Below are 26,892 nucleotides of genomic sequence, written 5' to 3'. Positions count from 1 at the left end.
GATGACCCATGCATAGCCTCGGCTCTGCTTCCCTACGGGGTGTCCCGGCGCGACCCACCAGCAGATCCGACCGATCGGACCAGCCCGGGACCGGGAACGGCGCTCGGGCCGCGGAAGGGGAGGGGGCGGCTGAGGACGAGGTTGGTGGTGGTGCTGCCGAACTGGGCCAGGGCGTCGACGATCTGCTCCAGTTGGCCCATCGAGGTCGCCGCCACCTTCAGGACGTAGCAGTCGTCCCCGGTGGTGCGCAGGCACTCCAGGATCTCCGGGCGTTCCGCGAGCAGCCGGTGCAGCGGCTCGTGGCGGGTTCCCGGGTACTTCAGGCGGACCACGGCCAGTGCCATGTAGCCGGTGCGCTCCAGATCGACCTCCGCGCGGTAGCCGGTGATCACCTGGGCCGCCTCCAGACGGCGTACCCGCTCCGTCGTCGCCGACGGGCTCAGGTTGACCCGGCGCGCCAGCTCCGTGAAGGCGATCCGGCCGTCCTGCTGGAGCTCGTTCAGGATCGCCCAGTCCGTCGCGTCGAGATTCTCGGTCATCCGGCGAGATTACCGGGGGATCCACGGCCGAACCGGCTCTGAACAGGGAGGAATCCCTTCAGGCGGGACGGGCCCGCTGGCTAGGCTCGACGGTGTGAAGATCGGAGTCAACATCCTCAACTTCGGCCCGGGTGCCGGCCCCGGAGCCCTTCGGGAAGCGGCCCTGACCGTCGAAGGTCTGGGCTTCGACCTGCTGATGGTCTCGGACCACATCGCCGTCACGCCCGACGTCGCCGAACGCTATCCCGCCCCCTTCTACGAGCCCTTCACCACGCTGTCCTGGCTCGCCGGCCTGACGAGCAGGATCCGGCTCGGCACGACCGTGCTCATCGCCCCGTACCGGCACCCGCTGCTCACCGCCCGGATGGCGGCCAATCTGGACCAGCTCAGCAGCGGGCGGTTCGTCCTCGGGGTGGGGGTGGGCTGGGCTCGGCAGGAGTTCGCCGCCCTCGGGATCCCGTTCGAGCAGCGGGGACGGCTGACGGACGACCACCTGCGGGCGGTACGGGCCGCCTGGAAGGACACCGCCGACTACGGGAACCTACGGATCCCCGTGTGGGTCGGCGGCAACAGCGACGCGGGGCTGCGCCGGGCCGTGCGGCTCGGCGACGCGTGGCATCCTCTGCGCCCCACGCTGCCGTGGCTGCGCGGGGCCGCGGGCAGGATGGCGGCCTACGCGGACGAGCAGGGCCTGCCCGTGCCCGCGCTGGCACCCCGGATCGCCCTCAAGGTCACCGCGGCGCCGGTCGAGGGGCCGCAGCGGATCGCCGGGGAGGGGACCATCGACCAGATCATGGACGATCTCGAGCAACTGCGGTTGCTGGGAGCCGAGTCCGTCGTACTCGACCACTACGGCGGCGACCCCGACGAGACGCGCCATCCTCAGGCGGGCCGGCAGGCACTCGCCACGGTGGCCGCACGCCTCGGACTCGCCGAGACCGGAGAAGACAGCGGAACGGAGTCGTCATGAGTGTCACGACCGGGGACCATGCCCTCCTGCGGCGGGCCATCGCCCTCGCGGCCGAGGCCGGCGAGACCGGCAACCCGCCGTTCGGATCGCTGCTGGCCGGGCCGGACGGAACGGTGCTGGCGGAGGAGCGCAACACGACCCTCACCGACCGGGACCTCACCGCGCACCCGGAGCTGAAGCTCGCACGGTGGGCCGCCCGGGAGCTGGACGCGGCCACCGCGGCCCGGAGCACGCTGTACACGAGCTGCGAGCCGTGCGGGATGTGCGAGCCGGTCATCCGGCAGGCGGGGCTGGGGCGGGTGGTGTTCGCCCTGTCCGGCGAACAGCTCCTGGACATCAGGCCGGGGAGCGGCCGGCCGGCCGTACCGCAGGACGGCCCCGCGCTGTACGCCGAGGTACGGGCCGCGGTGGAGCCGTACTACCGCTGACCGTCCGGGCGCGGTACGGACATCACCATCAGCTCCGGGTCCTGGGCCAGCAGCCCGCCTGGAGCGAGGGCAGCGCCCGGCCCGGCTCCACTCCCGTCTCGACGGTGACGCCGTGGCCGCCGACCCGTCCTCAGCGGGTGCGGAGTTCTCGTTTGAGGACCTTGCCGCTCGCGTTGCGCGGGAGTTCGGTGACGAACTCCACCTCGCGCGGGACCTTGTAGTTGGCCATCTCCCGGCGGGACCAGGCGATCAGGTCGTCGGCGGTGAGGACCGCGCCGGGGCGGCGGACCGCGTACGCCTTGCCGACCTCGCCCAGGCGCGGGTCGGGGATGCCGACCACGGCCACGTCGGCGATGTCGGGGTGCAGGCCGAGGAGTTGCTCGATCTCGGCGGGGTAGGCGTTGAAGCCGCCGACGATGAACATGTCCTTGATCCGGTCGGTGATGCGCAGGTTCCCGGCGGCGTCGAGGACGCCGACGTCCCCGGTGCGGAGCCAGCCCTCGGGGGTGATGGCCTCGGCGGTTTCGACCGGGTCCTCGAAGTAGCCGCGCATGACGTTGTGGCCGCGCACCCACACCTCCCCGGCCCGGCCGGCGGCCAGGGCCGCGCCCTCCGGGTCCGCGATCCTGACCTCGGTCCCGGGGATGGCCCGGCCCGAGGTCGACGCGATGATCTCCGCCGGGTCGCCGCGGCGGCACATGGTGACGATGCCGCTCGCCTCGGAGAGCCCGTACGCGGTGAGGACGGTGCCGATGTGCAGCTCGCCGCGGAGCCGCTCCACGAGCTGGAGGGGGACGACCGCGGCGCCGGTGACGACCAGGCGCAGGGCGGAGAGGTCGTGGTGGTCGCGCTGGGGGTGGTCCAGGAGGGACTGGTGCAGGGTGGGCGGGCCTGGGAGTACGGAGATCCGCTCGGCGGCGATGTTGGCGAGGACGGTGTCCACGTTGAACACGGGCTGGGGGACCATCGTGGCCCCGCGCATCAGGCAGGCGATGACCCCGGCCTTGTAGCCGAAGGTGTGGAAGAAGGGGTTCACGATCAGGTAGCGGTCGCCCTCGCGCAGTCCGGCGAGCTCGCTCCAGACCTCGTAGCAGCGCAGGGACTGGGCGTGGGAGATGACGGCGCCCTTGGGGCTGCCCGTGGTGCCGGAGGTGAAGATGATGTCCGAGGGGGCGGAGCCGGGGATCGCGTCCGTACGGGCCCGGACGGCCTCGGCGGTCACGGAGTCGCCGCCCGTCAGGAACTCCTTCCAGGTGCGGAAGGAGTCCGGGGCGTCCTCGGACAGGACGACCACCTGCTCCAGGTGGGGCAGGCCGGGCAGCGGCCCGGAACCCTCGCCCTCGGCGGCGGCGCGGCGCAGGGAGGCGACGTAGGAGGTGCCGAGGAAGGTGCCGGTGACGAAGAGGAGCCGGGCGCGGCTGCGCTGGAGGACGTAGGCGGCCTCGGAGCCCTTGAAACGGGTGTTGAGGGGGACGAGGACGGCTCCGGCGGAGACGGCTCCGAGGGCGGAGACGATCCATTCGAGGGTGTTGGGCGCCCAGACGGCGACCCGGTCCCCCGGTTCCACGCCGGCGGCCATGCACGCGGCGGCGGCGCGCTCGACGCGTTCGCCGAGCTGCGCGTAGTCGATCCGGACCCGCCCGTCGACGACGGCCTCGCGGCCGGCGTAGCGCGCGGCGGCGTGCCGGACGAGTCCGCCGATGCTGGTCCAGGCGAGATCGGCCCGTCCGTCCTCCGTCGTGTCCACGGCCCCGGCCTCGCGCGCGCGCTCGTCCTCGGTCATCGTCCGCCCTTCCCTGCAACACCAGTAGCTGACTATCCGTCAGATTAGCTGTAGCCTTCGCGGCTGTCAGTACTGGTGCACCCCGGAGGTGGCGATGGCGGCAACGCTCAAGGACGCTACGGCGATAGTCGGCATCGGGCAGACCGCCTTTGCCAAACAACTGTCGCAGTCCGAAAAGGAATTGGCCTGCCGGGCCATTCTCGCGGCACTCGACGACGCGGGCATAGACCCGTCCGAGGTCGACGCCTTCTCCTCCTACACCATGGAGGAGACCGACGAGGTCGAGGTCGCCAAAGCCATCGGCGCCGGCGACGTCACCTTCTTCTCCAAGATCGGCTACGGCGGCGGCGGCTCCTGCGCCACCGTCGGCCACCTGGCCGCCGCCGTCGCCACCGGCCAGGCGAGCGTCGGCGTGGCCTGGCGTTCGCGCAAGCGCGGCTCGGGGCCGCGGCCGTGGAAGAACACGGCCGTCCAGCTCCCCACACCCGGCCAGTGGACGCGCCCCTTCGGCCTGCTGCGCCCCGCCGACGAGATCGGCATGCTGGCCCGCCGCTACATGCACGAGTACGGCGCCACCCGCGATCACCTCTTCAACGTCGCGATGGCCTGCCGCAACCGGGCCAACGAGAACCCCGCCGCGATGATGTACGAGCGCCCGCTGACCCGCGAGATGTACATGACCGCCCGCATGATCAGCGACCCGCTCTGCCTCTTCGACAACTGCCTGGAGACCGACGGCGCCCTGGCCTGCGTCATCGTGAGCGCCGAGCGCGCCCGCGACTGCCGCCAGAAGCCCGTCTACGTCCACTCGGTCGCCCAGGGCCTGCCCTCCCAGCACCACGGCATGGTCAACTACTGGAACGACGACCCACTGTCCGGCCCCGCATGGACCGCCGCCCGACACCTGTGGAAGCAGGCCGACTTCGGCCCCCAGGACGTGGACGTCGCCCAGATCTACGACGCCTTCACCCCCCTCATCCCGCTCTCCCTGGAGGGCTACGGCTTCTGCGGACGCGGCGAGGGTGCCTCCTTCACCGAGGGCGGCGCCCTGGAGATCGGCGGCCGGCTCCCCATCAACACCGGCGGCGGCGGCCTCAGCGAGGCCTACGTGCACGGCTTCAACCTGATCAACGAGGGCGTCAAGCAGCTCCGCGGCATCTCCACCGCCCAGGTGCCCGACGCCGCGACCTGCCTGGTGACCGCGGGCGAGGGTGTCCCGACGTCCGCCATCCTGCTGCGAGCCTGAGGAGCCGCCGACCATGACGACCACCACCACGACCGCCGACGAGCTCCTCCTCCCCGTCCCCGACGGGGACGGCGCCCCCTTCTGGGAGTACGCGGCCCAGGGCGAACTCCGCATCCAGGCCTGCGCGGCGCCCACCTGCGGGAAGCTGCGCTTCCCTCCCCGCCCCTGCTGCCCGCACTGCCGGTCCTTCGACTCCGAGTGGCGCCTGATGAGCGGGCGCGGCCGGATCTGGTCGTACGTACAGCCGCACCCGCCGCTGCTGCCCGCGTACGCCGCGCAGGCCCCGTACAACGTGATCCTCGTGGAGCTGGCCGACGCCCCGCAGATCCGCCTCGTCGGCAACCTCGTCACCTCCGCCGACGCCCCGCTGGACTCGATGGACCCGGCGCGGCTGCGCATCGGTGCGCGCGTCCAGGTGGTGTTCACCGAGACGGGCGGGATGGCGGTGCCGCGCTGGGTGCTGGAGAAGTCATGACGGCCGACCGGGCCGCCGCCGGTCCGGGCCTGCGCGTCGAGCGCGACAAGACCACCGGGGTCGCGGTCGTCACCCTGGACCGGGAGCGCAAGCACAACGCGATCGACCTCGGGACGGCGGCCGAACTGGCGCGCGTGTGGCGGGAGTTCCGCTACGAGGACGAGGTACGCGCGATCGTCCTGACGGGCGCCGGGCGGGCGGCCTTCTGCACGGGCATCGACCGGGGCGTGGAGGTGCCGCAGCCGTCCTCGCCGTACTCGGTGGACGACCCGCTCGTCGCCATCGGGCCGAAGGCGAACGACCTGTGGAAACCGGTGATCGCCGCCGTCAACGGCATGGCCTGCGGCGGGGCGTTCTACCTGCTGGGCGAGTCGGAGTTCATCATCTCCTCCGCGTCCGCGACGTACTTCGACCCGCACACCAGCTACGGGATGGTCAGCGCCTACGAGGCGATCTACATGGCGCAGCGCATGCCCTTCGGCGAGGCCGCCCGGATGTCCCTGATGGGCACGACGGAACGGCTCTCCGCGCGGCGGGCGTACGAGATCGGCCTGGTCTCCGAGCTGGCGGAGCCCGAGGCGCTGCTCCCGGCGGCCCTGCGGGCGGCGGAGACGCTGGCCGGCTTCCCGACGGAGGGCGTGCAGGGCACCGTACGGTCCCTGTGGGCGGCGAAACAGGCCGCGCTCCAGCAGGCGCTGGCGCAGGCTCCGGGGCTGATCGCGCTGGGGAACCTGCCGCCCGAGCGGCAGGCGGAGCTGTTCGCCGGGCGGCGGAGCGGGGCGGGACCGGAGCCGCGGGTGCGGTGACGGCGACGGCGTGCGGGGGAGCCCGGCCGGTTCCCCGTACAACCATCGGGCAGGGTGCGCAGTCTCCCATGCGGTCAGAACGAAGGATTGATGGGGGACACATGAAGAAGCGAGTCAGTGCGGTTCTCACCGCGGCGATGGCCGTGGGCACCGTCTGGGCGGTGCCCACGGTCGCCCGGGCCGCCGACCCCTACCCGGATGTCATGACGGGCTCGTGGGAGGAGCGGGTCATCGTGAACACCTCGGACGTGGAAACGAAGGTGCCCCGAGGCCTCAAGGCGCACGTACGAAAGAAGGGGTCGCCCACCCGGCTCGCCACGCTCACCAGCTTCACGCGCCGGCCGGACGCCCCCTGCACGTGGGGGGACTACTGCGGGAGCGAGCCCTTGCAGCACTCGACGTTCCAGAGCGACCCGGTGAAGCTGCCCGAGATCGGGACGTACACCATCGACCTCGAGTACACCGGCACCACGGGCGAGACCGTGGTCCACGAGGACAACGGGGTCCTGTCCTACACGGAGCGCCCGGTCATCTCGAACCTGAAGTCGAGTGCGGTCTCCGTGGAGAACCTCGACACGGTTCTCTCCGGCGACCTCTCGGTCTACAACCCCCTCGACGGCTCGTCCAAGCCGTACGCGGGCGGCGCCTTCACGGCCAAGAGGGGCTTGGAGACCACCGCGCGGACCGCCGACGCGCAGGGTCACTTCGAGGCGAAGTTCCGGATCACCCACACCGATTTCCTCAAGGCCCCGGCCGACGGCCAGGTGAAGTTCAGCCTCGCGACCGAGCTGAACGGCCGCGGGGACATCGAGGGTGTGACAGTCCCGGTGGCACCCGTGGAAGCCGACATGGCACTGGCCTCCCCCACCGTGACCGGCGCCTACGGCACGGGCGCGAAGATCAGCGGGACCGCCACCTGGAAGTCCGCCGACGGCACGCGGAAGCCCCTGCCGACCACGATGCCGGTCATCGCGGGAAACTGGAACTCCGGCAGCACGGACGCGACGGGCCGGTTCACCCTCACCAGGCGGCTCACCGAGGACGGCGTCCTGAACGTCAAGCCCCACTCGGTCTGGTTCGACTCCAAGGCGACCCTGAAGGTGGACGTCACGCCCGGGACGTTCTTCCAGGGCTTCACGGCCGGGGCCGGGGCGGACAGGTACGTCTACGTGTCGAGCACGTTCTGGCGCGGCGAGTTCCCGGAGGGAACCACCTCGCTCAACGTCGACGTGGAGTTCTCGGCGGACGGCAAGACGGGCTGGACCAGCCGCAAGAGCGTCGCCGTCCCCACCAAGCCCGGTTGGAACGCCGGCGGCTACAAGATCGAGCAGAAGCTGCCCTACACGGGCCCCGGCTACGTACGGCTCCGGTACGCCGGCACCCCCTCCATCCCCGGCTCCGTGACGCCCGCCGTCCGGTTCGAGCGCACCAACACGGCCATCCCGGAGTTCAACGCCGCGCCCGAACCCGCCAAGAAGGGCACGCCGATCACGGTCACCGGCAAGCTCAACCACGCCGACCCCACCTGGAAGCCCCTCGCCGGCCAGCGCGTCGACTACTACTTCCGGCCTGCCGGAAGCACGGCCTGGACCTGGATGGGCTTGTCCACGACGGCCGCCGACGGCACCTTCAGGAAGAGCTTCACCGCGAACCGGACCGGCTCCTGGCAGGCCCGCTACGGGACCGCGGACAACCGGCACCTCAACGCCGTCAGCCGCGTGGACGAGGTCGTCGTCACCCCGTAGCCGGTACGGCCCGGCGGGTCAGCGGGTCTTCCTGGTGGACCCGGGCTTCGGCTTGCTCGTGCTGCCCGGGGTCTGGCCACCCGTGCTGCCGCCGGTGACGGAGGGCCTCGTGCTCCCGGAGCCGGAGGTCGCCGTCGGGGTGGGCGAGGCGGTCGAGACGGTCTGGATCGTGCCCACGGTGCAGCGCCGGACCTCGCCCGCCTTGGCCGCGTTCGTCATCGGCAGGTCGACCGTCCGGCTCTCGCCCGCCTTGAGCGCGAGCTCCACGGAGCCGGAGTCGACCCGGCCCGAGGCGCCTTCGAAGACCAGCGGGACGCGGAAGGTGTGCCCGGCCGCCGCGTCGGAGGTGACCTTGACGGTGGCCTTCGCCGCGGACGGGCCGGCGCAGGTGACGACCTCCGCGTGCGCGAGCGGCCGGGTCTCGGTGGGCGTGGCCGTCGGCGTGGCCGTGGAGCCGCCGCCGCTGCCGCCCGTACCGCTGTAGCCCTTCTTCTTCGACTTGCTCTTGGAGCTGGAGCACCCGCCTCCGCTGCTCTTGCTCTTGCTCTTCCCGCCGCTGCCGCCCGTCGACGAGAACCCCGTCAACGCGAGCACCACGCCCATCAGCACCGCCGTGAGCCTGACCCGCCGCCCCGTGACCACCATGGTCCGAACCCCTCCCCGTTGAACAACGGGCGGCACGCTACCAGGGGCGGGAAGGGCACGACGGCCGCACGGCCGCCCTGCCGGCCGAGGCGCCGGTGCTGCGGGTGTTCCCCCGGCGCTCCCCTCGTAGAACTCCGCATGCGGGACTCCGGGGGCGGGCGTAGCGTCGGGATCGAGATCCAGACCCACTCCCCCGGAGGGCCGGGCATGATCCGCAACGTACTCGGCTCGCTCCTGGGTCTGATCGGAGCGACGGCCGCCGTCTGGAGCCCCTTCCGTGCCTGGTACGACGGCCGTCACGGACGCGACTACCGCATCGAGGAGCTCTTCTCCTCCGCCGGGATCACCGACGACAAGGCCGCCCTGCTGGGCTCGCTGCTGCTGCCGTTCCTCTTCGCCGCGCTGCTCGCGCTCCTCGCGATCGTGCTCCGCTCCCGGCTGCTCATGGCCTTCTCCGGGGTCGTCGTCCTCGGCTTCGCCGTGCTGTGGATGGTCCGCCAGGGCCAGGCCGCGGGGAGCCTCTCGGTCGGCGGCGACGGCACGGGCCTCGGCAACGGGGTCGCCAACGCCTTCGGTGCCGGCGCGCTGCTCATCCTTGCGGCGGCCGTGATGAGCGGACGGCCCCGGCGCCGCGACCGGGTCGCCCGGGAGCCGGTCCCGGAGCCTCATCCGGCTCCGTATCAGGAGCCGTACCGGGAGCCGTACCCGGAACCGGTCGAGGACCCCGCCCGTCCCCCGTCGCCGTCGGCGTGGCCTCCCCCGCCGCAGGACCACTCGTAGCGCCTCGGGGCCGGCGGGCAGGTCCTCACGCGCGGGACGGCCGAACAGCCCCGGATCCGCGGGTCAGGGACCTCAGGGCGAGGGCGATCACGATGGCGGCGGCGGAGCACACGGCCAGGGCGAGGAAGCCGTTGCCGACGCCCGTGGTGGTCGCGTCCGCGACCGAGTCCCCGCCGTCGAGGCCGCTGTCCACCGAGGTCATGAGGATGGTGCCGATGACGGCGATGCCGAGGGCGGCGCCGGTCTCGTTGAAGGTGTTCAGCAGCCCGGATCCGACGCCCGACTCCTCCGCCTTGACGTGCGAGGTGCCGATGCCGAACAGCGGGACGAAGCAGGCCGGCAGGCCGGCGCCGATGACCGCCAGCGCGACGATGGTCAGCGCGACGCTGTCGCTGCCGGTCGCCAGGACGCCCGTACCGACGAGCTGCAGGGCGGCGCCGACCACGTACGTGCCGCCCAGGCCCAGCGCGTAGGACATGGCCGGCGCGACCATGGCGACGACGAGGGCCGCCAGGCCCATGGGGAGCAGCGAGAGCCCGGTGACGAAGGCGCTCATCTCGTGGACCCGCTGGAAGTACATGCCGGCCAGGAACGAGCTGCTGATCATGACGCCGGCGACCAGGAGCAGGCCGACACTGGCCAGCCAGTAGGTGGGCTTGCGCAGCAGGTGGAGCGGGAGCAGCGGGTCGGCCTGTCCGATCTCCATGAAGGTCACCGCGGTGAGCAGGACCACGGCGGCGCCGATGCCGGACCAGGCGGTCGGGTCGCCGAACCCTTCGTGCAGCCGGATCAGGCCGAAGGACAGGGCCGCGAGTCCGGCGGTCGACACGATCGCGGAGGGCAGGCGCAGCGTGCGGCCGTTGCTCGTGTCGAGGGCGGGCATGGCGCGCAGGGCGCCGATGAGGGCCGCGATGCCGACCGGGATGTTGATCAGGAAGGCCCAGCGCCAGCTGACGGCCGTGACGATCAGGCCGCCCAGGACCACACCGATGGTCGCGCCGATCACGCCCAGGCCGCTCCAGGCGGTCAGTGCGATCTTGCGCTGCTCCTCGTCCTGGTAGACCGCCAGGACGATGGAGAGGGCGGCCGCGGAGAGCAGTGCGGCTCCGGCGCCCTGGAGGGCGCGGCCCGCGACGAGGAGCTCCTGGTTGCCGGCGGTGCCGCAGAGCACGGAGGCCACGGCGAAGACCGAGAGGCCGGTGACGAAGGTGCGGCGGCGGCCGAAGACGTCGGAGACGCGACCGCCGAAGAGCAGCAGGCTGCCGAGCATCAGGACGTACGCGCTGACGGTCCACTGCAGGGCGGCCGGATCGGCGGGCAGCTGGGCCCCGATCGAGGGCAGCGCCACGTTCACGACCGTCGAGTCCAGCATGACCATCAGCTGGGCGACGCCGACCACCACGAGGGTGGTCCAGGGGGCTTTGCCGGGGGCCTGGGCGGGCGCTTCTTCCGCGTCCGGCCCGGCTTTCTGGGGTGCCAGCGTCTGCTCGGTCACCACGTCTCCTTCGTCTGGGTGGGTGTGGCCCTGGTGATCGATGCATGCGAATGCATCGATCTTGGTCCCGCACAGTACATTCATGCGCCTGCATCGACAAGGCGGGTTCGCGAACCTACGATGAGGGCGTGACAGAGACAGCACTGACCGATCGATGGGTGTCGGTGGCCCGCGCCTGCGCGCAGATCAATCAGGCCGCCGAACGCGTCCTGGCCGAGCACCACGGCCTGTGCGCCAGCGCCTTCGAGATCATGGACGTGATGATGCGCGCGGACGGCTGGATCCGTGCCGGTGAGCTCAGCTCCCGAGTATCGAGAAGCCAGCCGCAGGTCTCACGCCTGCTGGCCCAGATGATCGATGCCGGATACGTCGAGCGACGCCCGTGCTCCACCGACCGGAGGGGTTTCGACGCCCAGCTCACACCGGCCGGCCGGGAACTCTTCGCCCGGTCCTCCGCCACCATGGAATCGGTCCTGCGCGACATGACCGAAAGCAGCGAGGACGTTCGCAACGTGATGGGCGCTTCCGCCCGGACATGACGGCGGCCCCGTCCCCCTGAGGGGGCGGGGCCGGCCAGCCGTTGCGGGCGGGGTGGGGATCAGGCCTCGACGACGCCGGACGCCGCGATCTCGATCTTGCCGCGCGTGGCGCCCGAGGGAGTGCCGAGCTTCTCGATCTGGTCGACGAGCTCCTGGCCCGAGACGACCTCGCCGAAGACGACGTGCTTGCCGTCGAGCCACGGGGTGAGGACGGTGGTGATGAAGAACTGCGAGCCGTTGGTGTTCTTGCCGGCGTTCGCCATCGACAGCAGGTACTTGCGGTCGTGCTTCAGGTTGAAGTTCTCGTCGGCGAACTTCTCGCCGTAGATGCTCTTGCCGCCCGTGCCGTTGTGGTTGGTGAAGTCACCGCCCTGCAGCATGAACTGCGGGATGACGCGGTGGAAGCCGGAGCCGGCGTAGCCGAAGCCGTTCTGGCCGGTGCACAGCTCGCGGAAGTTCTGGGCGGTCTTCGGGACGACCTCGTCGAAGAGGTTGAAGACGATGCGACCGGCGTCCGCGCCGTCGATCTTGATGTCGAAGAATACGTTGCTCATGGGGTCCATCCTGTCACTCCTGGTGCGGTGCGCGACCCCTAGGGGGCCACGACCGGGCCCCCGGACGGCTCAGCCCCAGCTCAGGCGGCGGCTGAGCCGGGTCATCCGCCCGTACGGGTCCCCGTGCCCTTGGCGGCGTCCAGGGCGTAGACGCAGCGGTCCTTGCTGCACGCGTAGACCACGCCCGCCTCGGCCACCGGGGCGCCGGTGATCTCCCCGCCGGTGGCCAGCTTCCAGCGGAGCTGGCCACCCGCCGCATCGAGGGTGTACAGGCAGTGGTCGGCCGATCCGAAGTGGACGCGGCCGTCCGCGACCGCCGGGGAACCGGTGATCTCACCGCCCGCCGCGAACCGCCACTTCGGGGTCCCGGTGACCGCGTCGAGCGTGTACACGGCGCTGCCCGCGGCCAGGTGGACGTTGCCGGCGGCGACGATGACCGGGTCGGCGGACTGCCGGGGCTCGGTGGCGATGCGCCAGCGGTCCTTGCCGGTGGCCGCGTCCAGGGCGTAGACGGTGCCCAGGTAGTCCGCGAGGTAGACCCCGCCGCCCGTCACGGCCGCGCCCGGGGCGAAGGCCGGGGGCGCGAGGAACACGGCGGGGGCCTCGAAGTGCCAGCGGACCCGGCCCGAGGCCCGGTCGATGGAGATCACCCGGGTGCCGGCGGCGACGTAGACGTTGCCGTCGGGGGCGGGCGTGACCCGTACGGGCACGTTCCCGCAGGAGCCGGCGTCGCCGACCGGATACGACCAGGACTCGCGGCCGGAGCGGGCGTCCAGGGCGCGCAGCCGGGCGTCCTGCCACACGTAGACCGTGCCGTCGTGCAGGACGGGGGCCGCCTCGGTGGTCTCGAACTCGCTCTGCGCGCCGGACAGCTCCCACAGCTTGTGCCCGCTGGACGACTCCCAGGCCTGTACGCCGCCTCCGCGCGTGGCGGTGACGACGGTGCCCCGGTCGGCGCGCAGGGCGTACACCCAGGCATCGGCGGACAGCCGCCACCGCTCGGAGCCGTCGCCGGCGTCGAGGGCGTAGAGGGAGGGGCCGTCGGAGGCGTGGATGCGCCCGTCGGAGACGGCCATGGACCAGGCGACGTCCCGGGTCTTGAACTGGCGGCGGCCGCTGGCCACGTCCAGGGCGTGCACCTCGAAGGAGGTGACGTAGAGCAGGTCGCCGGCGACGGTCGGGGTGCCCCAGACCTCGTTCGACATCCGGAACCGCCAGGGCCGCCACCGGCCGCTGTCGGGGGCCGGGCCGGGGTTCGGTACGACGGCCACGGACGCGGGGGCCGCCACCGGGCCGCCACCGGGCGGGCGGATCCAGCCGGTCGCCGAGTCCGCGGCGGCGGCGTGGCCGGCCGGAGCCGAGGCGGAGGCCTGCGGGCCGGGGCCGATCGGCACCGGGGAACCGCCGAGCCGGACCGGCTCGCCCGAGGGTGCCATCGGGGGGTGCTCGGGCCGCTGCGGGACGGCCTGGCCGGTCCGCGGGTCGGTCCAGGGGTCGGCTCCGCCGCGCCGGCTGCGGTGCGTGGCGGGACCGGAGGCGGGACCGGACGCATGACCCGACGCGGGACCGACGCTCTGGATGGGCGCGGAGACTCCGGCCCGGGGAATCCCCGGCTTCGGCACCGCGGCCGCAGCCGCCGCGGCGGCGGCGTTGCGGTGGCCGGCCCGCCGGGCCTCGATCATCGCGACGGCCCGCTCGGGCAGCCACGCCGAAGCGGTACCGCTCTCGTCGCCGCCCTCGAAGAGGTGCGGGGCGAGCTGCGCCTGCAGGTCGGCCGGGGTCGGCCGCTGCGTGGCGTCCATCTGCATGCAGGAGTCGATCAGCGGGCGGAGCTCGTCGGGGAGCCCCTCCAGGTTCGGGCCCTCGCGGAGCAGCATGAAGACCGTCTCCACCGGGTTCGCCCCGTGGTACGGCGGGTGCCCGGTGGCGGCGAAGACCAGCGTGGAGCCGAGCGAGAACACGTCGCTGGCGCCCTTGACGCTGCGCGAGTCCTTCGCCTGCTCCGGCGACATGTACGCGGGGGTGCCGACGGCGACGTTCGTCATGGTCAGGCGGGTGTTGGAGACCCCGCTGGCGATGCCGAAGTCGATCACGCGCGGGCCGTCCTCGACGACGAGCACGTTGGAGGGCTTCAGGTCGCGGTGGACCAGGCCCGCCCCGTGGATCGACTGGAGCGCCTCGGCGATGCCCGCGGCGAGCCACCGTACGGCCTGGGCGGGCATGGGCCCGCACTCGTGGACGATCTCCTCCAGGGAGGGCGCCGGTACGTACGCGGTCGCCAGCCACGGCACGGCCGCGCGCGGGTCGGCGTCGACGACGGCCGCGGTGTAGAAGCCGGAGACGGCGCGGGCCGCCTCCACCTCACGGGTGAAGCGGACGCGGAACAGCTGGTCCTCGGCGAGCTCGGTGCGCACCGTCTTGATCGCCACCCGGCGTCCGGACGCCGACCGGGCGAGATAGACCAGCCCCATGCCGCCGGCGCCGAGCCGTCCCAGCACCTCGAAGGGGCCGATCCGTCTCGGGTCGTGCTGCGTCAGCTGCTCCACCACTCGCCTCCACACCCATCCCCGTACGGGGTCCCTCGCGGTCCCCGCTCTTCCAGCCATCGCCGGTGGCGTCGCCGTCATCGCCGTCACGTCACCGGATGCGCGCGAGCCGCCGCGGGTCCCTGCCCCGTGCAGCGTCTCACTCCGGGGGTCGGCCCGGGTCGCGCACCCCCGATTCTGTCAGGCCCGCGCCCGGTCCGGCCCCGGCACGGCGGGTGGTCGCGCACGGGGTGCGGGCAAAGCCGTACAACCCTTCGGCGATGCCGAGGGTCTAGCCCCCGTTCGTTTCGTCAACACCCGGGGGATCCATGCGCCACCGCCTGAGCTCAGCCATCGTCATCGCCGCGGCAGCACTCGGCGGGCTGTCCGTGCCGGGGGTGGCGCACGCCGCCGGTGCGAACTGTCTCCAGGGGATGGAGACCACCCGTGAGGGGGCCATTCTCGTCAAGGGCGTGTGGGACATGCCCAAGCCCGCCGCCGTTTACGTGCGGGACAAGAAGACGGGGCAGCGCATCGCGTCGGTCAGCAAGTTCCGCACGGAGCACCACCCGGACGGTGCGCCCGAGTGGGACCTGATATCCGAGCCCCTGAAGCTGTCCGCCCTCGGGATCTACACGCTCGAGGTCGGCGACGCGTCCTCCCCCGTCGTCTGCGGGGACTTCGACTACCGGCTCCGCTCGGAGATGACCGCGCCCACCGCGGGCAAGGTGTCCCTGGACAACCTGAAGACCACCGTGTCCGCGAACCTCACCACCTTCGACCCGCGGACCCAGACGGCCGCACCCTTCAAGAACGCCCGGGTCAGCCTCACCGGCGAGGGCATCTCCCTGACGGCCACCACGGACGCACAGGGCCGGCTGGCCGCCCCTGTCACCTTCCGCGGCACGGAGAAGTCGACCCTGCTGCACGTCAAGGTCGAGGCCACCCCGGAGATGGACCCGGAGGACCGCTTCCTGTCCGTGGCCACGGACCGCCAGAATGCGGAGATCGTCCTCGACCCCGCGTCGCAGAAGATCAAGGCCGTCTACGGATCGACGGCGAAGCTCACGGGCCGGGCCTCGCTGGTCGCCGCGGACGGCACGCGGAGGCCCGTACCCGAGGGCACGCCCCTCAACGGCGACCTGGACGGCAAGCCCGGGACGGGAGCGGACGGCCGGTTCGAGCGGCAGGTACGAGTCGCCCCCCTGGACGGCCAGTCGATCAAGACCACCTGGGCGAACAACAAGGCATATCCGTGGCTGTCAATCGCGTCGGACTCCACAGAAGTTCAGCTCTACGACACCACGTCCTTCACGAATTTCACGGCCACGATCGACGCAGCACGGCGGGTGACGTTCACCGGGTCCCTCATCCGGCAGACCGGCTTCGGAACCCTCGGCGTCGAGGCGCAGTACTCGGCCGACGGCAAGACGGACTGGAAGACGCGCAAGACGTTCAACGTGTACGCGAACAGCACCTCCCCGTTCAGGCTGACACTGCCGGGCGAGGCCGACGGCTACTGGCGCCTCCACTATCCCGGCACGACGAACACCCAGTCCGCCACCACGCAGCCCGTCCGCCTGACCCGCACGGCGACGACCTTCTCCTACTTCAACGCGGCCCCGGAACCGGTCCGCAAGGGCCAGACCTTCACCATCAAGGGCACCCTCCAGCACGGCACCCCGGCCAAGGCCTACGCCGGCCAGACCGTCCTGTTCTACTTCCGCCCCACCGGCAGCCAGGACTACACCTACCAGGGCCACTCCAAGACCGCCGCCGACGGCACCTTCGTGCACCCCTTCGAGGCCGACCGCACCGGCACCTGGATCGCCCGCTACCGCGACGCCGACGGCAAGCACTACAACGCCGAAAGCCGCCAGGACGACCTCACCGTCAACCCGTGACCCGCATCCCGTAAGGACGCCCCGCAGGTTCGGCCGACCGGCCCAACCTGCGGGAAGAGGCGTACAACCCATCGGGGGTTTCACGGGTCTAACAGCCGTTCAGCTCGTCAAAATCCGGGGGATTCCGTGCGTCACCGTTTGACCTCAGCCGTCGTCGTCGCCACAGCGCTGCTCGCGGGGCTGGCCGTGCCGGGGTCGGTGCACGCCGCATCCGATGCATCCCTCGCAACGAATGCCGCCGGCGCGGCCCCCTCTTGCCCGCCGGACATGTCCGCCACGCAGAACGGGTCCCTCGCCGTCCACAGCGCGCAGGACGGGACGGGCGTGCCCGAGGGGCTCGTCGTCCACCTGCGGGACAAGAACTCGGGGCTGCGCGTCGCCTCCGTCGGCACCTTCCGCAAGGTGACCGACCCGGACGGCATCCTCCCCGACTTCCAGCTGGTCTCGGAGCCGCTCAAGCTGGCCGCCCTCGGCATCTACGCGCTCGAAGTCGGCTCCGAGACCGACCCCGTCGAGTGCGGGGACTTCGACTACCGGCTGCGTTCGGTGGTCGGCAAGGTCGACGCGGCCGACGGGGTGTCCCTCGACAACCTCAAGACCAGCGTGTCGGCGGACGTCACCACCCTCGACCCGCGGACCGGGGCGACCGCCCCGCTCAAGAACGCCAAGGTCCGCCTCACCGCCGACCGCACCTCGCAGGACGCGACCACGGACGCGCAGGGTCACCTGTCCTCCCCGTTCACCTTCCGGGGTACGGAGAACGACACCGAGGTGCGCGTCGAGGTCCTGGACACCCCCGACGTCCGCGCCGGGGGGCGCGGCGAGACCGCCCGCGCGGTCCGTCAGAAGGCCGAGATCGTCCTCGACGCCGAGTCCCGGAAGATCAAGGCCCGCTACGGATCGACGGCCAAGATCACGGGCCAGGCCCTCAGGATCGCCGCGGACGGCGCGCGCAAGCCCGTCCCCCACGGCACGCCGATGCTCGCGGACCTCACCGGCGAGCCCAAGACGACGGCGGACGGCCGGTTCGAGCGGCAGCTGCTGATGTCCCGCAGCGGCCCGGTGAAGACCACGTGGGCGGGCGGCAAGTCCCCGTGGCTGCACTACGTGATCGCCAATACGGAGGCGGAGGTCGTCGAGGTCAGCTACTTCAGGGACTTCAAGGCCACGGTCGACGCCGCCGGAGTGAAGTTCACCGGGCGCCTCGCCCACAAGCCGCTCAGCCAGACCCCCACCCTCATCGAGGTGCAGCGCTCGGAGGACGGCAAGACGGACTGGAAGACGCGCAAGGTGTTCACCGTGGACTTCGCCACCGCCCGGTTCGACCAGACGCTCCCGGGCGAGGGCGACGGCCACTGGCGACTGCGGTACGCCGCCGCGCCGAGCATGCAGGGCTCCGTCACCGAGCCGGTCCGGCTTGACCGGACGGCGACGGCCTTCACCTACTTCAACGCCGCGCCGGAGCCGGTCCGCAAGGGCCATACCTTCACCATCAAGGGCGTCCTCCAGCACGAGACCCCGGCGAAGCCGTACGGCGGCCAGACGGTGCAGTACTACCTCCAGCCCGTCGGCAGCCAGGACTACGTCTTCCGGGGCGAAGCCAAGACCGAGGCGGACGGCACCTTCGTCCAGACGTTCACCGCCGACGAGACGGGCGCCTGGATCGTCCGCTACAGCGACTCCGACGGCAAGCACCTCAACGCCGAGAGCCGCCGCGACGACCTCGCGGTGAACCCGTAAGCCGTGACCCCGTGAGCGGGCCGCTCGCCGGCACTCGCACCGGCAGCCGTTCCGTCCGCTCGCAGGCCATCGTCGCGAGCAACCAGTCCTAGGGGGACCCTGTGAAGCACCTGCGCTACACCACCGCGCTCGCGGTCACCGCCGCCGTCGTCGGCGGCATGCTCCTCGCTCCGGGCACGGCGCACGCCGCCGACCAGGACTTCCACATCACGATCAACACGGAAGGCGTATGGATCGGCGTGGTCCGCGCCGAGGACATGAGCCCCGTGGTCCACCTGCGGGCGAAGGGCTCCGAGACCCGCGTCCTGACCATCAAGGACTTCTCGTACGAGGCGAGCGATTCTTCGTCGGGGGAGGGGTCCTTCACCTCCACCTCCGGCCCGGTGAAGCTCGACAAGCTCGGGGTCTACTCCGTCGACGTCGAGTACAAGGGCACCGAGGGCGAGCCGCTCGTGCGCAAGGACGCGACCACCCTCAACTACACGGCCGAGCCCGTGTTCGACGAGGTCACCACGTCCAAGGCGGTCTCCCTGGACAACCTGGGCACCACCGTCGAAACGGTCCTCAGGGGCCTTGACCCACGCGACGGGACCCTGACCCCGCTGGGCGGCGCGAAGGTTTCGATCAGCGCGGGAGGCAAGTCCACCACCGTCTCCACCGACAGCGTGGGCCGCCTGAAGGCACCTGTCGCCTTCACCGGCACCGAGCCCAGCGCGCGGATCCACATGGAGCACAAGAACGCCAGCGGCCTCGCTGGCTGGGTCGACACCGATGCCCCGATCGACAGGCAGCCGGTGCGGATCGAACTGGACTCCGCTTCCCGCAAGGTGTCCGCTCCGTACGGCAACGCCGTCCGCATCAACGGCACGCTGAAGCGGGTCGCGGCGGACGGCACGCTCAAGCCTGTGGCCTCGACCATGAAGCTGACCCGTACGGCAAGCAAGCCGGTGCTGTTCAACAGCAGCCCCGAGGGCCGCTTCTCCGTCAGTGCCAAGGCTCCGGAGGACACCACCTTCAAGGTCTCCACCGGCAGTCAGATGTGGCTCGACCAGAAGGCCTTCGCCCCCGTCGAGGTGGACATCACCTCGGGTGTGAGCTACTACGGCAGATCCGGCGAGTGGCTCGCCTACGGCAAGACCTCGATGGTCTATTTCGACTTGACGCCGAGCGCCGCGAACGTGGATCCGGGCAGGACGCCCCCGGCCGGCGGACCCTTCGAGATCCAGTTCTCCAGGACGGGCTCCACATGGACCACCCGCAAGACCTTCACGGCCGAGTTCGGCAAGGAATTCAGGCAGTCCCTTCCTGGGGAGAACGGCTACTGGCGCGTCCGGTACGTGGGCAAGGACCTGGGGCAGAGCGCGTCGGTGCCCGTCCACGTGTCGCGGGCCAAGACGGAGATCCACGAGTTCAACGCCCACCCCGAGCCGGTCAAGCGCGGTGGACAGCTGACCGTGGTCGGCAAGGTGCGGGAACTCGGCACCTCGACGCCGGCCCAGGGCCAGGTCGACATCTACTTCCGCCCGAAGGGCAGCACCCAGTGGATCCGTGTGGGCTACACGGGCACCGTGGACGACGGCACCTTCACCCGGAAGTTCACCGTCCAGCGCAGTGGTGACTGGAAGGCGGTGTTCTCGGGAGACCGCCACATCAACTCGGAGAGCCGCGTGGACTCCGTCGAGGTCACCGGCTGACCCGGCAGACGGGAGTTTGACGACAGGCCCTAGGGAGTGCCCGTCCTCGTCCGCGGCTCCGAGAGCAGGCCGAAGACGGCGCCCTGGTTGTCCGCCACCACCGCGATGCGCCCGTAGGGGGTGTCGAAGGGGTCGGCGGTGACCCGGCCGCCGAGGCGCTGCACCATCGCCACGGACTGGTCGCAGTCCGGGACGGCGAAGTACGCCAGGAAGTGCGCGGGCATGATCTCCGGGAAGGCGTCGGTGATCAGGCTGCGCCCCAGGACGGCGGTCTCCGAGCCGGCCGCTTTGCCGGGCGGGGACCAGACGCGGTACTCGATGCCCGACTCGTCGTCGTTCTGGTCCTCGGGGACGTAGCCGAAGACCTTGGCGTAGAAGACGTCCACGGCGTCGCGGGCCCGGGTGTACACCTCGGACCAGCAGTACGTGTAGGGCTCGTTCTGGGCGTCGAAGCCGTGGTGGGTGCCGGGCTGCCACAGGCCGAAGACGGCGCCGCCGGGGTCGGCGGCCATCGCGGCGGTCCCGTAGGGGCCGACCGGCATCGGGTCCATCACCATCTGGCCGCCGGCGGCGCGGATGCGCTGGGCGCAGGCGTACGCGTCGGTGGTGTAGAGGTAGATCCCCCAGACGGTCGGCATCCGGCCGTCGGGCTTGGGGGCGAGGGCGGCGACGTTGCGGCCGCGGCTGTAGGCCTGGGTGTAGTGGCCGTACTCCGGTCCCGCGCCCTCGGAGAAGGTCCACCCGAAGAGCTCACCGTAGAAGCGCTTGCCCGCTTCCACGTCCGGCAGGGAGGCGTCGACCCAGCAGGGTGAGCCTTCTGCGAATGCGGCCATGAGCCCGGTTCCTTCCGTTGTGCGGGGGTGTGCAAGGGTGTGCACCCTCCGCGCACGTTCCGCCTCGCTCGCCCAGCCGTGTCCTCCGGATCATGATGTGCCCGAAAACTTGTCCACAGCCTGTTGATAAGACTATTCGGGGGATAGGCTCCGAAGCCGGACGGCGCGCCCGGGGGGCGCACCCGGCCGGAATCGGTCGCGATGACGGGCCGGGACGGGCGTACGCCCAGGCCAGGCGTCCCGTCACCCCATTTGCAGGCGGCCGAATCGCGCGCGGATCACCCCTCGGTAAGCTGACGGCATGACAGGACAAGTACGCACCGTCGACGGCCGCGTTGCCGGCCGGCGCGGTCAGGCGACGAGGCAGAAGCTGCTCGACTGCCTCAGCGAGATGCTCAGCTCCTCGCCGTACCGCGACGTCAAAGTGATCGACGTCGCCCGCAAGGCCGGTACCTCCCCCGCGACCTTCTACCAGTACTTCCCGGACGTCGAAGGCGCCGTCCTGGAGATCGCGGAGCGCATGGCCAACGAGGGCGCACAGCTGACCTCGCTGGTCGAGGGGCGCGCATGGGTCGGCAAGGCGGGCTGGGCTGCGGCCGAGGAACTCGTCGACGGATTCCTGGAGTTCTGGCGGCGCAACGACGCCATCCTGCGGGTCGTCGACCTCGGTGCGGCCGAGGGTGACAAGCGGTTCTACAAGATCCGCATGAAGATCCTCAACTCCGTCACCAACTCCCTCACGGAGTCGATGAAGGAGCTCCAGGCCAAGGGCAAGGTCGACAAGGACGTGAGCCCTGCGGCGATGGCCGGTTCGCTGGTCGCCATGCTCGCGGCGGTCGCCTCGCACCAGAAGGGGTTCCAGACCTGGGGCGTGAAGCAGGCGGAACTGAAGCCGAACCTGGCGCTCCTGGTCCACCTGGGCATCACGGGCAAGAAGCCGACGAAGTAGGCGGCGGACCCGCACCGGGTCCGCCGCGCCTTCGGCCGCAGGGGTTTCGGCTACGGGACCTGCGGCTTACGGGACTTGCGGCTTACGGGATTCCGCCGCGATCAGCGACGCTCCAGGCGGAACAACCGGATCTCGCGCTCGATGCGCGCCTGGTACGTCGCGTACGGCGGCCAGAACTTCAGCACCGCCTGCCACGCCGCCGCGCGTTCCTCACCCGCCAGCAGGCGGGCGCGCACGGCGATGTCCTGACCCTTCCAACTCACTTCCGCGTCAGGGTTCTTGAGCAGGTTCCCGGTCCACGCCGGGTGTCCGGGGCGGCCGAAGTTCGAGCCGATCAGCAGCCAGCTCACCCCGTCCTGCTCCGGCATGCACGCGAGCGGGGTGGTGCGCGGTTCGCCGGTCTTGGCTCCCTTGGCGGTGAGGATCACGCCGGGGAGCATCTGGGCGCTGAGAATGACCTTGCCGCGGGTCAGCTTGTGCACCGCCTTGTCCATGGCGGGGATGAAGTGCGGTGCGATCTTGGCGAACAGCATGGTCGAGGAGACCTTCTGCATCAGCTTGACTCCGGGCGCCATCAGACGGCCACCTTCTCGTTCCGTGGGGCGGGGGCGGGGGCGGGGGCTGGTACGGATGCGGATGCGGATGCGGATGCGGATGCGGATGCGGATCCGGGTCCGGAGACCGCGGGGGCGAACAGCCCGGCGGCTTCGGCGGCGTGGGCGCGCAGCCGGTGGACGGGGCCGAAGAGCAGTTCGTCGGCGGCCGCCCGCTTGAAGTAGAGGTGCGCGTCGTGCTCCCAGGTGAAGCCGATGCCGCCGTGCAGCTGGATGGCCTCGCCGGCGGTGATCCGCAGCGCCTCCAGGGCCTGGGCCAGGGCGAGTCCGCCCTGCTCCGGGTCCCAGGCGGCGTAGTAGGCGGCGGAGCGGGCCGCCTGGACCTGGACGTAGAGGTCGGCGAGGCGGTGTTTGACCGCCTGGAACGAGCCGATGGCCCGGCCGAACTGCTCGCGCTGCTGTACGTACTCCACGGTGCGGGCGAGCGCCTGCCCGGCCGCGCCGACCGCTTCGGCGGCCAGGACTGCCGCTGCGCCGCGTCCGGTGGCGGCGAGGGCTCCGGCCACGTCCGCGTCCTCGACTCCCAGCAACTCCGCTTCGACATCGCGGAGTTGGATACGGCCCTGCGGGCGGGTCTCGTCCAGGGTGGTCTGCCGCGCCCGTACCAGGCCGGGCGCGTCCTCCCGTACGAGGAACAGCAGCGTGCGACTGCGGGCGAACCCTCCCGCGTGCGCGGCGACCAGCAGCAGCGAGGCGCTGTGCCCGTCGAGCACCTGGGCGACCTCCCCGTACAGCCGCCAGCCGCCGTCCACGGCGCGGGCCTGCACCCCGCCGGCCCGGCCGCCGCCGGCCCATTCGCCCGGGGCGTTGCCCCCGGTCAGCGCGAGGGCGGTGGCCAGGGCGGGGCCGGGCACGGCGAGCGCGGCCGTGAGCCCGCCCGCCGCGAGCGGCGGGAGCAGGGTGGAGCGCTGCTCGCCGGTCCCCAGGGCGGTGATCAGCGGTACGGCGAGCACGGCGGTGGCCAGCAACGGCGAGGGCAGCAGCACCCGCCCGGTCTCTTCGCAGGCCAGGACCAGGTCGGCGGCGGTGCAGCCGACGCCCCCGTACTCCTCGGCCACGGCGATGCCCGGCAGTCCGAGCTGCCTGGCGAGCTGCTGCCACAGCTCGCGGTCGTGTCCGGCGGCGGTGCGGACGGCGGCCTTGACCTCGTCCGGGCCGCAGCGTTTGCCCAGGACCTCGCGCAGGGTACGGCGCATCTCGTCCTGCTCCGCGGTGAAGGCGGCATCCATCGTCGGGCTCCTCCCCGTATCTGACGGGCCGTCATGTTAGGGCGGGCAGCGCCAGAAACACAGGGGGCGGACCTTCCGAAGAGGGCGGAGAGGGGCACCTCCGGCATCCCCGAGCGCCCACCGGGGCACCCCCGAGGCATCCCCGGGGCATCCCCGGGGCATCCTCTAGCATCTGACGGTACGTCAGTTGTACCGTCAGCTCCATGCCTGTCACACCTGGACCCCTCTCCGCCTCCGCCACCGCCACGTCCGGCCCTCAGGCCCGGCCCCGCCGGGTCGCCGTCGTCGGCGTCGCCCTCTCGGACTGCGGCCGGGTGGACGGACCCACCCCGTACGCCCTGCACGCGCAGGCCGCCCGCCGGGCCCTGGCCGACTCCGGCCTGGACCGGTCGGTGATCGACGGCTTCGCCTCGGCCGGCCTCGGCATCCTGGCGCCCGTGGAAGTCGCCGAGTACCTGGGCCTGCGCCCCACCTGGGTCGACTCCACCTCGGTCGGCGGCTCCACCTGGGAGGTCATGGCCGCCCACGCCGCCGACGCCATCGCGGCCGGCCACGCCAACGCGGTCCTCCTCGTCTACGGATCCACCGCGCGCGCCGACATCAAGGCCCGCCGCCGGACCTCGAACCTCTCCTTCGGCGCGCGGGGCCCCCTGCAGTTCGAGGTCCCGTACGGGCACACGCTGGTCTCCAAGTACGCGATGGCCGCACGCCGCCACATGCACGAGTACGGCACGACGCTGGAGCAGCTCGCCGAGGTGGCGGTGCAGGCGCGGGCGAACGCCGCCACCAACCCGGACGCGATGTTCCGCGACCCGATCACGGTCGACGACGTCCTGTCCTCCGGCATGATCGCGGACCCCTTCACGAAGCTGAACTGCTGCATCCGCTCGGACGGCGGCTGCGCGGTCCTGCTGGCCGCGGAGGACTACGTACCGGACACGGCCAAGGAGCCCGTCTGGATCCTCGGCTCCGGCACCGCCGTCTCGCACACCACGATGTCGGAGTGGGAGGACTTCACCGTCTCCCCCGCGGCGGTCTCGGGCCGCCAGGCCTTCGCCCGCGCGGGACTCACCCCGGCGGACGTGGACCTGGCCGAAATCTACGACGCCTTCACCTATATGACGCTGGTCACCCTCGAGGACCTCGGCTTCTGCGCCAAGGGCGAGGGCGGAGCCTTCGTGGAGAAGGGCCGCCTCCTGCGGGACGGCGAATTCCCGGTCAATACGGACGGCGGCGGACTCTCCGCCTGCCATCCCGGCATGCGCGGCCTGTTCCTGTTGGTCGAGGCGGTACGCCAACTGCGCGGCGAGGCAGGGGCGGGCCAGGTGCGCAAACCAGGTGGAACCCTCCCACAAGTGGCCATCGCCTCGGGTACGGGAGGCTGGTTCTGCTCCTCGGGCACCATCATTCTCGGACGGGACTGACTCCTTGTCGGCCGGGCTGCGTAAGCTCCCGGAGGGGCCGGCACCTCGGTGCCCACGGCCCCTTCGGGGAATCTCCAGCCATCACGGGAACTGACACTTGATATCGAACCTGCTGCGGCGCTCGCGCGCCGCTCTCGCCATCACCGTCGCCACCGGCGCCCTCATCGCGGTCGCCTCGCCCGCCCAGGCAGTCGCCGGACCGCCGACCCTCGCCAAGTCGGCCTTCCTCATGGACGGCACCACCGGCGCCACGCTCGCCAACAAGGCCGGCGACACCAAGCTCGAGGGCGCCAGCACCACGAAGATCATGACGGCCCTCGTCGTCCTCACCTCGCCGGGCATCGACCTCAACAAGAAGGTCACCGTCCAGCAGGAGTACCTGGACTACGTCGCCCGCGAGGGCGCGAGCACGGCCCGCCTGAAGGCCGGCGCCACCCCCACGGTCCGCCAGCTCCTCTACGGGATGATGCTGCCCTCGGGCTGCGACGCCGCCTACGCCCTCGCCGACACCTTCGGCTCGGGCTCGTCCCGGCAGGCCCGCATCCTGGACTTCATCGCGAAGATGAACGCCAAGGCGAAGACCCTCGGCATGACCAACACGTACTACGACGCCTTCGACGGCATCTCGCAGCACGGCAACAACAAGATCACCGCGCGCGACCTGGCGAAGCTCACCCGCGCCGCGATGAAGGGCTCGACCTTCAAGTCGATCGTCAAGACCTACTCGTACAGCACCGGCGGCACCTCCACCAGCGCCACCTGGACGAACACCAACCTGCTGATCACGCCGGGCCACGCCTACCAGACCCAGGGCGCCATCGGCGTCAAGACGGGCAGCGGCTCGGTCGCCGGCCAGTGCCTCGTCTTCTCCGTGACCCGCAACGGCAAGACCATCATCGGCGTCCTGCTGAACTCCACGGACCGCTACCCGGACGCCATCAAGCTCACCAACTGGGCCCTCGGCGCACCCGCCGGCGCGCCGGCGCTCCAGCGCAGCGCCACCGAGCCGATCCCGGACGTCCTCGACTGATGCAGTGACGTACTGACGTCCTGACGCATCCGGACATCCACGGGGGCGTCCCGCCCGACCGAACAGGTCGGCGGGGCGCCCCCGTTCCGCGTTGCCGCTCGTGCTGCTAGTACTGCCAGCGGGGCTAGGGCCTGTCGTCAAACTCCCGTCTGCCCACGCTCACGACTCACGTAAAGCACGTAAAACCCGCACATCGTAGTGACGGCCAAGCCGCGTGGTGTTCGATTGAGACATGACGAGCGACTTCGAGGACTCGAGCGACTTCCATACCACCTTGCACTCCCTGCGCGTCTGGGACGGCCCGCTGCCCTCCTTCGACACGGCCACCGCACCGGCCGAGCCGCTCGAGCTGTTCCGGGAGTGGTTCACGCACGCAGCCAAGGCGGGGCAGCCCGAGCCGCACACGATGAGCCTGGCGACGGTGGACGCGGACGGGCGCCCGGACGTACGCACGGTCATGCTGCACGACGCCGACGAACGCGGCCTGCACTTCGCCTCGCACTCCACCAGTACGAAGGGCCGCCAGCTGGCGGGGCAGCCGGCGGCGGCGCTGGGCTTCTACTGGCCGACGGTGGCCCGCCAGATCCGCATCCGGGGCCGGGTCACGGCATGCGATGCGGTGGAGAGCCGCGCCGACCTGGCGGCGCGCACGCGCGGAGCGCTGGCGGCGGCGCTGACGGGGCGCCAGAGCGAGGTGCTTGCCTCCCGGGAGGAGCTGGCCGCCGCCGCGGCGGTGTCCTGGGAACGGGCCGGCGCGGAGCCGGACGCCCCGGCGCCCACGTGGACCCGGTACGTCCTGTCCCCCACGGAGATCGAGTTCTTCCAGGGCGACGCGGCCCGCCTCCACACCCGCCTGCACTACACCCGCACCCCCACCACCCCGTGGACCCACCACCTCCTGTGGCCCTGACCCCCATCCAGCCGTCCGGCGCCTGAGGCGGCCCG

Annotated in this window: 24 protein-coding genes; 15 read left to right on the top strand and 9 right to left on the bottom strand. The window is 71.5% G+C overall.

Annotated elements, in window-relative coordinates:
• Window positions 1–32: 32 nt before the first annotated feature.
• Window positions 33–539 carry an Lrp/AsnC family transcriptional regulator gene (locus ACE1OC_RS23540; protein WP_407838670.1) on the bottom strand — a complete coding sequence of 169 codons (507 nt, stop codon included), beginning with the start codon at window positions 537–539 and terminating at the stop codon, window positions 33–35.
• Between the two features lie 94 nt (window positions 540–633).
• Between ACE1OC_RS23540 and ACE1OC_RS23535 the strand changes: the two genes are divergently transcribed.
• Together ACE1OC_RS23535 and ACE1OC_RS23530 are read left to right on the top strand one after the other, a co-directional pair.
• Window positions 634–1,509 (top strand): LLM class flavin-dependent oxidoreductase, encoded by an 876-nt coding sequence (locus ACE1OC_RS23535; protein ID WP_407838669.1) that lies wholly within the window; start codon window positions 634–636, stop codon window positions 1,507–1,509.
• Window positions 1,506–1,937 (top strand): nucleoside deaminase, encoded by a 432-nt coding sequence (locus tag ACE1OC_RS23530; RefSeq protein ID WP_407838668.1) that lies wholly within the window; start codon window positions 1,506–1,508, stop codon window positions 1,935–1,937. Before ACE1OC_RS23535 ends, ACE1OC_RS23530 begins: the two co-directional genes overlap by 4 nt.
• A 130-nt stretch (window positions 1,938–2,067) precedes the next feature.
• Here the strand turns inward: ACE1OC_RS23530 and ACE1OC_RS23525 are convergent, their stop codons facing one another.
• Window positions 2,068–3,720: a FadD3 family acyl-CoA ligase gene (locus ACE1OC_RS23525; RefSeq protein WP_407838667.1), complete on the bottom strand. Its 1,653-nt coding sequence runs from the start codon at window positions 3,718–3,720 to the stop codon at window positions 2,068–2,070.
• Between the two features lie 94 nt (window positions 3,721–3,814).
• On the opposite strand from ACE1OC_RS23525, the gene ACE1OC_RS23520 reads away from it, so the two are divergent.
• The 4 genes from ACE1OC_RS23520 (at window position 3,815) to ACE1OC_RS23505 (ending at window position 7,992) form a co-directional block, all read left to right on the top strand.
• Window positions 3,815–4,966 (top strand): lipid-transfer protein, encoded by a 1,152-nt coding sequence (locus tag ACE1OC_RS23520; protein WP_407838666.1) that lies wholly within the window; start codon window positions 3,815–3,817, stop codon window positions 4,964–4,966.
• Window positions 4,967–4,979: 13 nt separating this feature from the next.
• Window positions 4,980–5,441 carry a Zn-ribbon domain-containing OB-fold protein gene (locus tag ACE1OC_RS23515; RefSeq protein ID WP_407838665.1) on the top strand — a complete coding sequence of 154 codons (462 nt, stop codon included), beginning with the start codon at window positions 4,980–4,982 and terminating at the stop codon, window positions 5,439–5,441.
• A complete protein-coding gene (locus ACE1OC_RS23510) occupies window positions 5,438–6,247 on the top strand; it encodes an enoyl-CoA hydratase/isomerase family protein (RefSeq protein WP_407838664.1) in 810 nt (269 codons plus the stop codon). Before ACE1OC_RS23515 ends, ACE1OC_RS23510 begins: the two co-directional genes overlap by 4 nt.
• A gap of 101 nt (window positions 6,248–6,348) precedes the next feature.
• Window positions 6,349–7,992 (top strand): hypothetical protein, encoded by a 1,644-nt coding sequence (locus ACE1OC_RS23505; RefSeq protein WP_407838663.1) that lies wholly within the window; start codon window positions 6,349–6,351, stop codon window positions 7,990–7,992.
• An 18-nt stretch (window positions 7,993–8,010) separates the two neighbouring features.
• Here ACE1OC_RS23505 and ACE1OC_RS23500 read toward each other — a convergent pair whose 3' ends face one another.
• Window positions 8,011–8,637: a hypothetical protein gene (locus tag ACE1OC_RS23500; RefSeq protein WP_407838662.1), complete on the bottom strand. Its 627-nt coding sequence runs from the start codon at window positions 8,635–8,637 to the stop codon at window positions 8,011–8,013.
• Between the two features lie 207 nt (window positions 8,638–8,844).
• On the opposite strand from ACE1OC_RS23500, the gene ACE1OC_RS23495 reads away from it, so the two are divergent.
• A complete protein-coding gene (locus tag ACE1OC_RS23495) occupies window positions 8,845–9,417 on the top strand; it encodes a hypothetical protein (RefSeq protein ID WP_407838661.1) in 573 nt (190 codons plus the stop codon).
• Window positions 9,418–9,442: 25 nt separating this feature from the next.
• Here the strand turns inward: ACE1OC_RS23495 and ACE1OC_RS23490 are convergent, their stop codons facing one another.
• Window positions 9,443–10,912: an MFS transporter gene (locus ACE1OC_RS23490; RefSeq protein ID WP_407838660.1), complete on the bottom strand. Its 1,470-nt coding sequence runs from the start codon at window positions 10,910–10,912 to the stop codon at window positions 9,443–9,445.
• Window positions 10,913–11,040: 128 nt separating this feature from the next.
• On the opposite strand from ACE1OC_RS23490, the gene ACE1OC_RS23485 reads away from it, so the two are divergent.
• Window positions 11,041–11,451 (top strand): MarR family winged helix-turn-helix transcriptional regulator, encoded by a 411-nt coding sequence (locus tag ACE1OC_RS23485; protein ID WP_407838659.1) that lies wholly within the window; start codon window positions 11,041–11,043, stop codon window positions 11,449–11,451.
• Window positions 11,452–11,510: 59 nt separating this feature from the next.
• Here the strand turns inward: ACE1OC_RS23485 and ACE1OC_RS23480 are convergent, their stop codons facing one another.
• Window positions 11,511–12,005, bottom strand: a complete 495-nt coding sequence (locus ACE1OC_RS23480) for a peptidylprolyl isomerase (protein WP_407838658.1) — start codon at window positions 12,003–12,005, stop codon at window positions 11,511–11,513.
• Window positions 12,006–12,106: 101 nt separating this feature from the next.
• The gene (locus ACE1OC_RS23475; protein WP_407838657.1) at window positions 12,107–14,551 is read right to left on the bottom strand and encodes a serine/threonine-protein kinase; all 2,445 of its coding nucleotides are present in this window, start codon (window positions 14,549–14,551) and stop codon (window positions 12,107–12,109) included.
• Between the two features lie 308 nt (window positions 14,552–14,859).
• Between ACE1OC_RS23475 and ACE1OC_RS23470 the strand changes: the two genes are divergently transcribed.
• The 3 genes from ACE1OC_RS23470 to ACE1OC_RS23460 all read left to right on the top strand — a co-directional run bounded on the left by ACE1OC_RS23470 (window position 14,860) and on the right by ACE1OC_RS23460 (window position 19,868).
• On the top strand, window positions 14,860–16,434 hold the full coding sequence (locus ACE1OC_RS23470) for a hypothetical protein (protein ID WP_407838656.1): 1,575 nt from the start codon (window positions 14,860–14,862) through the stop codon (window positions 16,432–16,434).
• Window positions 16,435–16,701: 267 nt separating this feature from the next.
• Window positions 16,702–18,174: a hypothetical protein gene (locus ACE1OC_RS23465; RefSeq protein ID WP_407838655.1), complete on the top strand. Its 1,473-nt coding sequence runs from the start codon at window positions 16,702–16,704 to the stop codon at window positions 18,172–18,174.
• 101 nt (window positions 18,175–18,275) lie between these two features.
• The gene (locus tag ACE1OC_RS23460) at window positions 18,276–19,868 is read left to right on the top strand and encodes a hypothetical protein (protein ID WP_407838654.1); all 1,593 of its coding nucleotides are present in this window, start codon (window positions 18,276–18,278) and stop codon (window positions 19,866–19,868) included.
• Window positions 19,869–19,897: 29 nt separating this feature from the next.
• Here the strand turns inward: ACE1OC_RS23460 and ACE1OC_RS23455 are convergent, their stop codons facing one another.
• Window positions 19,898–20,701, bottom strand: a complete 804-nt coding sequence (locus ACE1OC_RS23455) for a VOC family protein (RefSeq protein WP_407838653.1) — start codon at window positions 20,699–20,701, stop codon at window positions 19,898–19,900.
• Window positions 20,702–21,002: 301 nt separating this feature from the next.
• On the opposite strand from ACE1OC_RS23455, the gene ACE1OC_RS23450 reads away from it, so the two are divergent.
• Entirely contained in the window at window positions 21,003–21,650 is a 648-nt protein-coding gene (locus ACE1OC_RS23450) for a TetR family transcriptional regulator (protein ID WP_250742709.1), read from the top strand.
• Window positions 21,651–21,751: 101 nt separating this feature from the next.
• Here the strand turns inward: ACE1OC_RS23450 and ACE1OC_RS23445 are convergent, their stop codons facing one another.
• Together ACE1OC_RS23445 and ACE1OC_RS23440 are read right to left on the bottom strand one after the other, a co-directional pair.
• Window positions 21,752–22,225 (bottom strand): nitroreductase family deazaflavin-dependent oxidoreductase, encoded by a 474-nt coding sequence (locus ACE1OC_RS23445; protein WP_382976557.1) that lies wholly within the window; start codon window positions 22,223–22,225, stop codon window positions 21,752–21,754.
• Window positions 22,225–23,493 (bottom strand): acyl-CoA dehydrogenase family protein, encoded by a 1,269-nt coding sequence (locus ACE1OC_RS23440; protein ID WP_407838652.1) that lies wholly within the window; start codon window positions 23,491–23,493, stop codon window positions 22,225–22,227. The genes ACE1OC_RS23445 and ACE1OC_RS23440 overlap by 1 nt, the downstream gene beginning before the upstream one ends.
• A gap of 203 nt (window positions 23,494–23,696) precedes the next feature.
• Between ACE1OC_RS23440 and ACE1OC_RS23435 the strand changes: the two genes are divergently transcribed.
• From ACE1OC_RS23435 to ACE1OC_RS23425, 3 genes are all read left to right on the top strand, one after another.
• On the top strand, window positions 23,697–24,917 hold the full coding sequence (locus ACE1OC_RS23435; RefSeq protein WP_407838651.1) for an acetyl-CoA acetyltransferase: 1,221 nt from the start codon (window positions 23,697–23,699) through the stop codon (window positions 24,915–24,917).
• Window positions 24,918–25,014: 97 nt separating this feature from the next.
• Window positions 25,015–25,947 (top strand): D-alanyl-D-alanine carboxypeptidase family protein, encoded by a 933-nt coding sequence (locus ACE1OC_RS23430; protein ID WP_407838650.1) that lies wholly within the window; start codon window positions 25,015–25,017, stop codon window positions 25,945–25,947.
• A 232-nt stretch (window positions 25,948–26,179) separates the two neighbouring features.
• Entirely contained in the window at window positions 26,180–26,857 is a 678-nt protein-coding gene (locus ACE1OC_RS23425) for a pyridoxine/pyridoxamine 5'-phosphate oxidase (RefSeq protein WP_407838649.1), read from the top strand.
• The last annotated feature ends 35 nt before the right edge of the window (window positions 26,858–26,892 follow it).

The sequence above is a fragment of the Streptomyces stoeckheimensis genome (assembly GCF_045822005.1).
GTDB lineage: Bacteria > Actinomycetota > Actinomycetes > Streptomycetales > Streptomycetaceae > Streptomyces > Streptomyces stoeckheimensis.
Note: the sequence above shows the minus strand (reverse complement) of the source record. Positions and strands in the feature narration are given on the sequence as shown.

What these genes read in the sequence shown, in the direction of transcription:
- ACE1OC_RS23530 (WP_407838668.1), top strand. Translation starts at nt 1,506, where the DNA reads ATGAGTGTCACGACCGGGGACCATGCCCTCCTGCGGCGGGCCATCGCC.
- ACE1OC_RS23510 (WP_407838664.1), top strand. Translation starts at nt 5,438, where the DNA reads ATGACGGCCGACCGGGCCGCCGCCGGTCCGGGCCTGCGCGTCGAGCGC.
- ACE1OC_RS23525 (WP_407838667.1), bottom strand. Translation starts at nt 3,720, where the DNA reads ATGACCGAGGACGAGCGCGCGCGCGAGGCCGGGGCCGTGGACACGACG.
- ACE1OC_RS23425 (WP_407838649.1), top strand. Translation starts at nt 26,180, where the DNA reads ATGACGAGCGACTTCGAGGACTCGAGCGACTTCCATACCACCTTGCAC.
- ACE1OC_RS23440 (WP_407838652.1), bottom strand. Translation starts at nt 23,493, where the DNA reads ATGGATGCCGCCTTCACCGCGGAGCAGGACGAGATGCGCCGTACCCTG.
- ACE1OC_RS23505 (WP_407838663.1), top strand. Translation starts at nt 6,349, where the DNA reads ATGAAGAAGCGAGTCAGTGCGGTTCTCACCGCGGCGATGGCCGTGGGC.
- ACE1OC_RS23515 (WP_407838665.1), top strand. Translation starts at nt 4,980, where the DNA reads ATGACGACCACCACCACGACCGCCGACGAGCTCCTCCTCCCCGTCCCC.
- ACE1OC_RS23480 (WP_407838658.1), bottom strand. Translation starts at nt 12,005, where the DNA reads ATGAGCAACGTATTCTTCGACATCAAGATCGACGGCGCGGACGCCGGT.
- ACE1OC_RS23450 (WP_250742709.1), top strand. Translation starts at nt 21,003, where the DNA reads ATGACAGGACAAGTACGCACCGTCGACGGCCGCGTTGCCGGCCGGCGC.
- ACE1OC_RS23465 (WP_407838655.1), top strand. Translation starts at nt 16,702, where the DNA reads ATGTCCGCCACGCAGAACGGGTCCCTCGCCGTCCACAGCGCGCAGGAC.
- ACE1OC_RS23455 (WP_407838653.1), bottom strand. Translation starts at nt 20,701, where the DNA reads ATGGCCGCATTCGCAGAAGGCTCACCCTGCTGGGTCGACGCCTCCCTG.
- ACE1OC_RS23540 (WP_407838670.1), bottom strand. Translation starts at nt 539, where the DNA reads ATGACCGAGAATCTCGACGCGACGGACTGGGCGATCCTGAACGAGCTC.
- ACE1OC_RS23435 (WP_407838651.1), top strand. Translation starts at nt 23,697, where the DNA reads ATGCCTGTCACACCTGGACCCCTCTCCGCCTCCGCCACCGCCACGTCC.
- ACE1OC_RS23470 (WP_407838656.1), top strand. Translation starts at nt 14,860, where the DNA reads ATGCGCCACCGCCTGAGCTCAGCCATCGTCATCGCCGCGGCAGCACTC.
- ACE1OC_RS23495 (WP_407838661.1), top strand. Translation starts at nt 8,845, where the DNA reads ATGATCCGCAACGTACTCGGCTCGCTCCTGGGTCTGATCGGAGCGACG.
- ACE1OC_RS23520 (WP_407838666.1), top strand. Translation starts at nt 3,815, where the DNA reads ATGGCGGCAACGCTCAAGGACGCTACGGCGATAGTCGGCATCGGGCAG.
- ACE1OC_RS23445 (WP_382976557.1), bottom strand. Translation starts at nt 22,225, where the DNA reads ATGGCGCCCGGAGTCAAGCTGATGCAGAAGGTCTCCTCGACCATGCTG.
- ACE1OC_RS23500 (WP_407838662.1), bottom strand. Translation starts at nt 8,637, where the DNA reads ATGGTGGTCACGGGGCGGCGGGTCAGGCTCACGGCGGTGCTGATGGGC.